General features: G+C 46.5%; 7 protein-coding genes. 3 read left to right on the top strand and 4 right to left on the bottom strand.

The features are described from left to right. Positions 1 to 1,316: Ig-like domain-containing domain (locus tag AC4E7D_RS07850; RefSeq protein WP_490173258.1), on the top strand; the 1,316-nt coding region annotated here is incomplete at its 5' end. On the opposite strand, the gene AC4E7D_RS07855 is transcribed toward AC4E7D_RS07850, so the two are convergent. After that, positions 1,303 to 2,073: an amidohydrolase gene (locus AC4E7D_RS07855; RefSeq protein ID WP_490173259.1), complete on the bottom strand. Its 771-nt coding sequence runs from the start codon at positions 2,071 to 2,073 to the stop codon at positions 1,303 to 1,305. The genes AC4E7D_RS07850 and AC4E7D_RS07855 overlap by 14 nt on opposite strands. 13 nt (positions 2,074 to 2,086) lie before the next feature. Further along, the gene (locus AC4E7D_RS07860; protein WP_490173260.1) at positions 2,087 to 2,563 is read right to left on the bottom strand and encodes an ankyrin repeat domain-containing protein; all 477 of its coding nucleotides are present in this window, start codon (positions 2,561 to 2,563) and stop codon (positions 2,087 to 2,089) included. A gap of 177 nt (positions 2,564 to 2,740) precedes the next feature. On the opposite strand from AC4E7D_RS07860, the gene AC4E7D_RS07865 reads away from it, so the two are divergent. Together AC4E7D_RS07865 and AC4E7D_RS07870 are read left to right on the top strand one after the other, a co-directional pair. Continuing rightward, on the top strand, positions 2,741 to 4,555 hold the full coding sequence (locus AC4E7D_RS07865; RefSeq protein WP_490173261.1) for a PAS domain-containing sensor histidine kinase: 1,815 nt from the start codon (positions 2,741 to 2,743) through the stop codon (positions 4,553 to 4,555). Positions 4,556 to 4,571: 16 nt separating this feature from the next. Then, on the top strand, positions 4,572 to 4,973 hold the full coding sequence (locus tag AC4E7D_RS07870; RefSeq protein WP_490173262.1) for a response regulator: 402 nt from the start codon (positions 4,572 to 4,574) through the stop codon (positions 4,971 to 4,973). Between the two features lie 63 nt (positions 4,974 to 5,036). Here the strand turns inward: AC4E7D_RS07870 and AC4E7D_RS07875 are convergent, their stop codons facing one another. Together AC4E7D_RS07875 and AC4E7D_RS07880 are read right to left on the bottom strand one after the other, a co-directional pair. Next, positions 5,037 to 6,335 (bottom strand): DUF5689 domain-containing protein, encoded by a 1,299-nt coding sequence (locus AC4E7D_RS07875; RefSeq protein WP_490173263.1) that lies wholly within the window; start codon positions 6,333 to 6,335, stop codon positions 5,037 to 5,039. Positions 6,336 to 6,412: 77 nt separating this feature from the next. Beyond that, a partial coding sequence (locus AC4E7D_RS07880) for a TonB-dependent receptor (protein WP_490173264.1) occupies positions 6,413 to 8,830 on the bottom strand: 2,418 nt, incomplete at its 5' end.

The raw sequence follows: 8,830 nt of genomic DNA on the forward strand, positions 1-8,830 counted from the left end.
AGGACACCTTACTGGAAAATACCACCTATACCCTGAATTTCGGACAGAGCATTGTGGACAACAACGAAGGGAATCCCAACAGTTTCCTGACCTATGTTTTTTCCACGGGAGACTATATTGACTCGCTTTCCCTCAGGGGGGAAGTGAAAGACGCCTTTAACCTGAAAGCCGATCAGTTTATCAGCGTTATGCTCTACGAATTGGATACTGCTTACACGGATTCGGCTATTTATCAACGTCCCCCCTACTACCTTACCAATACCCTGGATAGCGCTACCACATTTAATCTGCAAAACCTAAAAGCTGGGAAGTATGTCCTGCGTGCCTTGAAAGACGAAGGGAAAAACAACCTTTTTGATCCGAAAACTGACAAAATAGGATTCATTCAGGACACCGTGGTTTTGCCCACGGATACGGCTTACAGCCTGACCCTATTCAGGGAAATCCCGGCCTACAGTCCCGTTATCCCCAGCCTGGTCTCGTCCAACAGGATTGTTTTTGGATTTAACGGGGGCACAGAAAATGTTAAAATTTCTGCTCTGAGCCCTATCCCGGATACCGTATCCACGCTGGTGGCTCGCGAACCTGAAAAGGACACCCTGAACTATTGGTTTACCCCATTTGAACGGGACTCACTGGTCTTTGAAATTGTTCAGGAAGAACTGGGTCAACGGGATACGTTTACTGTGAAAACAAGGTCTCTGGAACCCGACTCTCTGATCATAACCCCGAGCCATCGGGGCAATATCAATTTTGAGGATTCCTACAGCCTGAAAGCAAGCCTTCCTATCATCTCCATCGATACAACACAATTTGAAATGATGGATCAGGATTCTACAGCAATTCCTCTGAAAATGGAATTGGATTCCCTGAATAACCAGGTCGCTTTAGCGTTTGAAAAGACCCCCAATGCAAGTTACCGGATGCAGGTATTTCCGGGTGCTATTACTGATTTTTTCGGAGAAACAAATGATACCTTAAACCTGAGGCTTACCACCGGGAGTTATGCTGATTTCGGAAACCTCAGGCTGAACCTTAATGGTGCAGTGAGCTACCCGGTTATCGTTCAGCTCACAGACAATAAGGGCGTAACCAAACGGGAATTATATGCCCGGGAATCCCAGGTTTTTGAGTTTAATAACATCGAACCCGCGAGTTATCTGATACGACTTATTTTTGACCTCAACCAGAACCAGAAATGGGATACCGGGGATTACCTTAAAAAGGTACAACCAGAACCTGTTTTGTATTACCCCATGGAGGTTGAAATGAGAGCCAACTGGGAAAAGGTAGAAACCTTTATCATTGAACAATAAACGTATCCCGATCGGAAAGGAATTGCAATCTTTGTCGGTTTTCCTCTATGTGCTCCTTACTCAGCGTAGCGTAAACAATCTCTTCTTTTTCTGAAAAGGCAAGGGGCTCCCCAAGACAGTCGTAGACAGCAGTATGACCAGGGTATTCATGTCCGTTCGGGTCCCTGCCTACCCGGTTGACCCCAACACAATATGCCATGTTTTCTATGGCCCTTGCTTTCAGTAGTGTATCCCAGGCGCCAATCCTTAGGGCAGGCCAATTGGCTACATAGATCAACACGTCATAGTCCTCAGTATTCCTTGACCAAACTGGGAAACGCAGGTCATAGCAAATTTGCGGACATATCCGGAAATCCCGGAATTCACAAACCACCTTTTCCCTCCCGGCAACGTATTTATGGTGTTCTCCTGCCAGGGTAAAAGTGTGGCGCTTATCATAGTGGTACTGGACGCCATCCGGGGTAACGAAAAAGAAGCGGTTGAAATATTGCTTCTTCTCACTGAATACAAGACTTCCCATAATGCCCGCATTATACTTCCTGGCCATAGTCCCCATCCATTCCACACTGAGGGGCCCTGCCTCAACAGGAATATTTTCAGGGGCCATGGTAAACCCGGTAGTAAACATCTCAGGCAAAATGATCAGGTCTGCCTTCCCGTTCAGCTGTTGTAATTTTTTGGCAAGAACATCCTGGTTGGCTTTGGGATCTTCCCAAACCAAAGGGGTCTGAACCAGGGCAAGTCGCAGTTCCTTCATATCCTAATTTAGTTTACTGATATCCTTCCAACAAGTTTACGAGTGAAGTAAATCCCTGCATCCTGGCGTGGTCCAGGGCGGATTGCCCGCGCTGGTCCTTTAAGCGGGGATTGGCACCATGCTTCAGCAATTGGCGAACAATAGGCTCTTTGTTGAAGGTAGTGGCGTAGATAAGGCATGTGCCCCCCATGGCGTTTTGTTCGTTCACATCTGCACCCGCTTTTATCAACATCTCCACTACAGCTTTAAATCCCTTGAAACATGCACCCATCAGGGCGCTGTTTCCCGTACCGTCTTTTTGGGTAACATCAGCACCCTTCTCCAAAAGTAACCCGACGATTTCCCTATGATCGTAATAGGCAGCCAGAACCAGTGGGGTGTAGCCCTTCGGATCCCTGGAGTTTACCCAATCGGGATGGGTGTCTAAGGCCTTTGTAACGCCCTCTTTATTTCCATTTCGAATAGCCTCAAAAAATGCAGTTGTATCCATGCACCCAAAAATACGGAAAATGCTATTTGAACAGAACTACCCCAAAATCCGGTTCCCTTTATTTGTCAAAAAATGGATTTGACTACAAATTTTAGCGCTTTTACCACAAATTATTTAGGTAATTTCTTACGTTTCTGGAAATGATGTACTTTTAATACTCATCAAAATACAGCCCTTTTGGAAACAGCAACCACCAAATTTACAATAAGGCAATCGCCTTTTTCTGTTGCCGTACTTGATAGCAACGGAAATATTCTAAACTATTCCAACCGTTTTGCAGAAGAGATACATCATAAAAAGGACCTGACTGGACTTAACTACTTTACTGTGGTTCCTCATGTTCCCCACTCATTTAAAAAGATCAACGAAGCTTATTTTGGAGGGAAATCATCCATAAAGGAGGTGAGTCGTTTTATTCCTCTCGATGGACTTCCTCAATGGTATGAGTGGAAGTTAAGTCCTTGGACAGCTGATGATGGTCAATATAATGGTTATGTGATCTATTATGAGGAAGTAACCGAATCACATAGAGATAAAGAGCTGATCAGCAGAGCTATGGAAGTGGCCCGGATTGGGGGTTGGGAAGTAGATTTAGTGAATAATACGATTTACTGGTCCAAGGTGACCAAGGAAATCCATGAAGTCCCAGAGGACTATGTTCCTGACCTTGAAAAAGGAATTAACTTTTATAAAGAAGGGGAGGACCGGGAAAAAATAACAGCCCTTGTCAGTGAAGCCATCGCCAATGGCTCCCCCTGGGATACGGAACTACGTATTATTAGTGCGAAAGGCAATGAGATCTGGGTGCATGCCAAAGGGGAAGCGGAGCTGATAAATGGAAAATGCATTCGTTTATTGGGAACCTTCCAGGACATTGATAGTCGCAAACGCATGGAGGAACGGAGCAGGTTGGTTTCGGAACGCCTGGCTTTAGCTACCAAATCGGCCCATATTGGCATTTGGGAGTATGATCTCGTAAAAAACAAACTGGAGTGGAGTGATGAAATGTACCTGCTATACGGGATACACAAATCAGACTTTAAGGGTGTTAATGAAGCCTTTGAAGCCGCATTACATCCCGAAGACAGGGATAGAGTTCGCGAAGAGGGGGTGCAACTCACTCTTCAGGGGGCTGCTGAATTCGATACGGTATTCCGTGTCCTCTGGCCCAGTGGGGAAATTCGCCACATCAGGAGTAAAGGATATATAGAGCGGGATGCCGATGGCGACCCGCTGAAGATGATTGGAGCGAATTGGGATACTACGGAGTCAGTTATTTCAGAAAAACGCCTGAAGGACCTCCTCTCTATCACCACTGAACAGAATGACAGCCTGATGAATTTTGCCCATATCGTTTCCCATAACCTGCGATCACATTCCAGCAACCTGTCTATGCTGACCTCCTTTTTAGAGTCAGAGAAGGATGATAAGGAACGTGAACGATTGGTTAAAATGCTTGTAGAAGCCTCAGAAACACTGGATGAAACCGTGGGACACCTTACGGAAGTTGTCCAACTGAAGACTGAATCGGCAGACAAGATCAAGGATCTGAATCTATTGGAGGTGTTGCATGCCGTTCAGAAGAATGTATCGGTTATGATGGAAGAAGAACAGGTAAGACCAAAAATGTCAGTGGCTTCGGACATTAGAATAAAAGCCATCCCGGCCTACCTGGACAGCATCTTCCTGAACCTCTTTACCAATAGCCTCAAGTATCGATCCCCGGAGCGCCCCCTGAAACTTACTATAAAGGCAAGCGTTCAGGATAACAAGGTACGAGTGTCCTTTCAGGACAATGGTCAGGGAATAGACCTTGAACGGCACGGGAGTAAGATATTTGGGATGTATAAAACATTTCACACGCACAAAGACGCCAAAGGCATTGGCTTGTTTATCACCAAGAACCAGATAGAAGCCATGCAGGGTAAGATCGAAGTAGAGAGCACAGTTGGGGTGGGAACTACCTTTCACCTCACCTTTAAAAAAGCATAGGAGGTATTGAGCGGGAATGACAAAAATAAACCACGTTTGCCTGATTGACGATGACCATATCTTCTTATATGGGGCCAAACGCCTGATGCGGGAAATTGACTTCTATGAAGACTTGTCGGTTTTCAGCAATGGGCGGGAGGCTTTGGATCATTTCAGAAAAGTGGTACATACAAACAGTTCGCTGCCTTCCCTAATGTTTCTTGACATCAACATGCCTATCATGACCGGATGGGAATTCCTGGAAGAGCTACTCAACCTGCCTGGAATAGATACCGATGGTATGTATATCTATATCATGAGCTCTTCGGTAGACCCCAGGGACCTGGAACGTATACAGGCCTATCCCCTAATCAAGAACTACATACTAAAGCCCATGACCATGGAGGATTTGCAGGGGATACGTGCTGAACTTTTGTAAACAGATAGCTCGGATTTGAAAACAGATAGCTCGGATTTGAAATCCGAGCTATCTGTATACGGTCTAATGTTCACCCGGACTGAAGTCTTCCGGGGCCCTTTGAGGTTGATTGATCGTTCCTGCATTTCCCGTATCGTTAAAGACGGTCCACTCCACCGGATCAAAAAGGGGATTCCCTCTGGAGACGCTACTGAGGCGCAATGCCCTCCCGTCTTCAAATTCATGGTCCGTGCCGGACCCGTCTTCCCCGATCCTTCCAAAAATGTCAACCACCTTCCCAAACGGATCGCGTAGCAACAGGTTGTCATCCCCATTGGAATCCGCTGCAGTGTTAAGTCCCCCCTCTGCGGTAGGGGAAAAGCCATATACTTCTTCAAAGACTACGGCGTCTGCAGAAAGGGTAATAGCTTCCCCAGATTTAATTTCAAGCCCGGAGAGGTCTATGGCTGATCCCAGTTCCAAATTTGCATTGGTATAACGTTCCAGTACCCAGCCATTTAGTAACAGACTATTGTCTCCTGCATTGTAGAGTTCAATAAAACGTGCCCTGCTGTTGTTATCCGGATCTGCTATTTCGGAAATGAAGACCTCATCTGATGAAATCGGAGGGGGCGGTTTCTTACATCTATCCCCCGTAAATTTCACATTCTTGGGACCCTGGGCGATTAATCGAAATCCTGCCTTTTCAGGAACGAGTACTGCTGAAATTTCCCCTCTTCCTTCGGGTAAGGGATCATCGTAAAAATCCGAATAACCACTGGTTTCCAATTTAATGGTGTTTCCATCACAATTTTCCAGCAAACGGGTGGATTCTTGTTTCGGATCTGCAAACCTGAGCTCCAGCTGGTCTTCAACGAACTGAAGGGAATCCAGTACTACCCATGTGCTGGCTTTTTGTTCCTCTATCTGCTCCAGAGTGATGCGCTTTGGAACTACCTCTGCCTGTATTTTACATGTTGCAACAAGGTGGTTTTTGACCTGATTCCTGGGAATTCGACCAACCATTTGCTGCCCAAATAGCTGGTAGGCAGTTCCCAATTGGTAATGTCCTTTACTTTGTCCCAGATATAATCCCCTGGCATTAATAAGAACCTTTTTCCCCTGAGGAAAGAATAAGTAGGTGTCTTGAAGGTCTACCAAAACCTCCAGTCCCTCCTGTGGATCTTGAGGCTTGTCCTGCAGGTGCAGGCTACCGTAAAAGTTGCCGTGTTCATCGGATGAAATTACATAAGCCTCAACAATAAGGTCTTCTGTGATCTTCCGGGTTGCTCCCTGGTAGAGGCCCTTTATCTCTGATAGGGAGGTGTTGGGAGTTAGACTTTGTTCACACTCAGATAGGTTCCCAAAATTGTTATCCGCCACACAGGCCATGAATAAAAGGACCCATAAACCATTTAAACCAGTCAAGCCCCCTACTGAATATTTATTTCCCAGCTGTCTCAAAAGCTTACACTTAGGTTAAGAAAAAAAGAACGCCCATAGCCATACCAGTATTTTGGGCCAAATAAAGGGGTGGCACTGAGGTTATCTTCCACGTACTGCTGATAGTGCCCGTTTCTGCTTTGCTCAAATCCACCCGTCCTGAAGGTTGCGTCCAATACATTATTGACACTGGCGAATACCCCAACATACATTCCCCGGAATAACCAGGACTTACCCCCAACCACATTGAGGAGGTGAACGGTGGGTAGCGGCGTCTGTTTTGTCAAATTCCCAATTAAAGTATCGTCAATGTCCAAAGTGATCTCCCGGGTTTCAGGATCCAGATAAAAGCTTTGTGTTCTTGTCAATGCGGATACATCGATATAGTTTTTGCTCAGCCTGTTCAGCGATGTGCTGACAAACCAATAATCGGGATCGCGATAAGTAATCCCCAATGACAGTGCCTGTTGCGGGCCCCGCCCCAGGTAAAGGCCCTGAAGTTGCGCATTCCCCAGGTCAGCTTTCCCGGAAGGGTGGATAGGGCTTCGATCATCGGCTGCAACGTCAAAATACAGTTCTGCCCCTGGGTTTTTGGCGTATCGATAGGCTCCTATACTTCCCGCCATGGAAAAGGTCACCGTCGTTCCCGGGTGGTACTCGAGTCCGAATTCAATCCCCCTGTGCCGGGTATGCACATCCGTTAGTACTTCATAGACAAAATCAGAACCCAGGCCTGAATCAGTAAAGTACTGACCTATTTCAGTAGTATTCTTAAAACCGGTGGTGTACGCAGAAATCCTGCCGTTGAGATTAGGGAATCGAAGTAACATATTCGCTTCGAAAGCCGTAACCAAGGGAAGGGCATTGTGGGAAACGCTTTCATGGTTCTCCCGTGGTTGTATAAACACTTCCCTGGTATGGGGCGGTCGTTGTTGCCTTGTTCCCCGAATATTAAATAAGACCCGGGCATTGGGCTTATAACCCAACCCTCCTTTCAGGAGTAGCCCTGTATACATTTTTCCAGGACCCTTACCCAGGGAATTCTCAGGATAACGGCCATTCTGAAATTCTCCTGTCCTCTGATATTTCCGGCCAGACAGAGCAACACTTCCGAAAGCTTCCCACTTTTTCGTCTCTACGCGTCCCTGAACAAAGGCATCCAGAGCCTGCTGCTGTATACCATAGTTATATGCAAAACGTTCTCCCTCCCCAACTTCAAGAGCTCCTTGTATATTGTTTCGCGTGTCACTAAAGGGGTCCACATCCTCATGAAAGGAAGCACCCAGCAGATCTTCCAGGCGAGAGAAATACTGTGTCCTTGTATTCCTGGTAAAAACGCCCAGATCAAAATGTAAATGCTTTGCAAGCCTCAGGTTCCCCGTCATTCCGGAAATGAGCGACCTGCTTCGCTCCACTTGAGAGTAGGTCAGATACGCTGCCTTACCTCCTGGATGATTGGCATTGGCCAGGTAGAGGTCTTCCCAGGAGATCTGACCCTCCCTTAAAAATTCCTGCCTAACCGAGTATGCATTTTCATTATTGTTGCCAAAACCACTGTTCAGGTAGTAGCTGGGGAGGTAGCGATAATAAGAAGGATCAGGATTCGGTGCATTGTAATAACCCAATCTGCCCTGTGTTTGGTTGCCAAATTGATAGGCCAGCCCTATCCTGAAGTTCACACGATTGGAATTCAGCTTATAGCTGAGCATAAGAATAGGCTCGGATATCAGGCGTACCCTGGCGTTACGAATCCGGCCTTCCTGCCATCCCCAGTTAGGATTGTACTGCCTCCCCGAGATTTGATAAACTTCCTGACTAATTGGGGAACTTTTGCCCCTTCTGTTGCGGGCTGAAATGGCTTGGGCAGATAACCTGCTTCCCTTTCCCAAATCAAATTCAAGCCCTCCAAAAAAGGAGTATGCATCATATAGTGTACCTTCAATATACCCCTGAGAAGCCCATCTACGCGATAGGGAGAAAGCAACTGTAAACCCTTTGTCACTATTTCCGGATGCGTAGGTAGCCATTAACCGGCCCGAATATGAGCGATTGGATGCAGAGCTCGACAGGCGTATACCCGGCCTAAGCACGGAAGGATAAATAGAGAAGTTTACACCGCCCAAGAGGCCCCCAAAGGCATCTTCAGATGGATTAAGATATGATCTGTGCGTTTGGTAGCGCAGGATATCATTTAGGCCTCCCCAGTTGTTCCATTGAGGCCTGCCATTGTAGAGTTTGTTCATGGGCAGGCCATTGATAAGGACAAGCCCCTCAGAGGTATCGAAACCGCGTACCTTAAAAAATACCTGGGAAAAATCAACAGCAGCCCTGTTGAGAAAAATGTCCCTCGATCCCTGAAGAAATCCAACCACCTCTGACATACCTTCATCATCTTCAAGATCGGTCTCTGACAAAGTGAGGAGGATATCTATTTT

The sequence above is a fragment of the Lentiprolixibacter sp. genome (genome assembly GCF_982873095.1).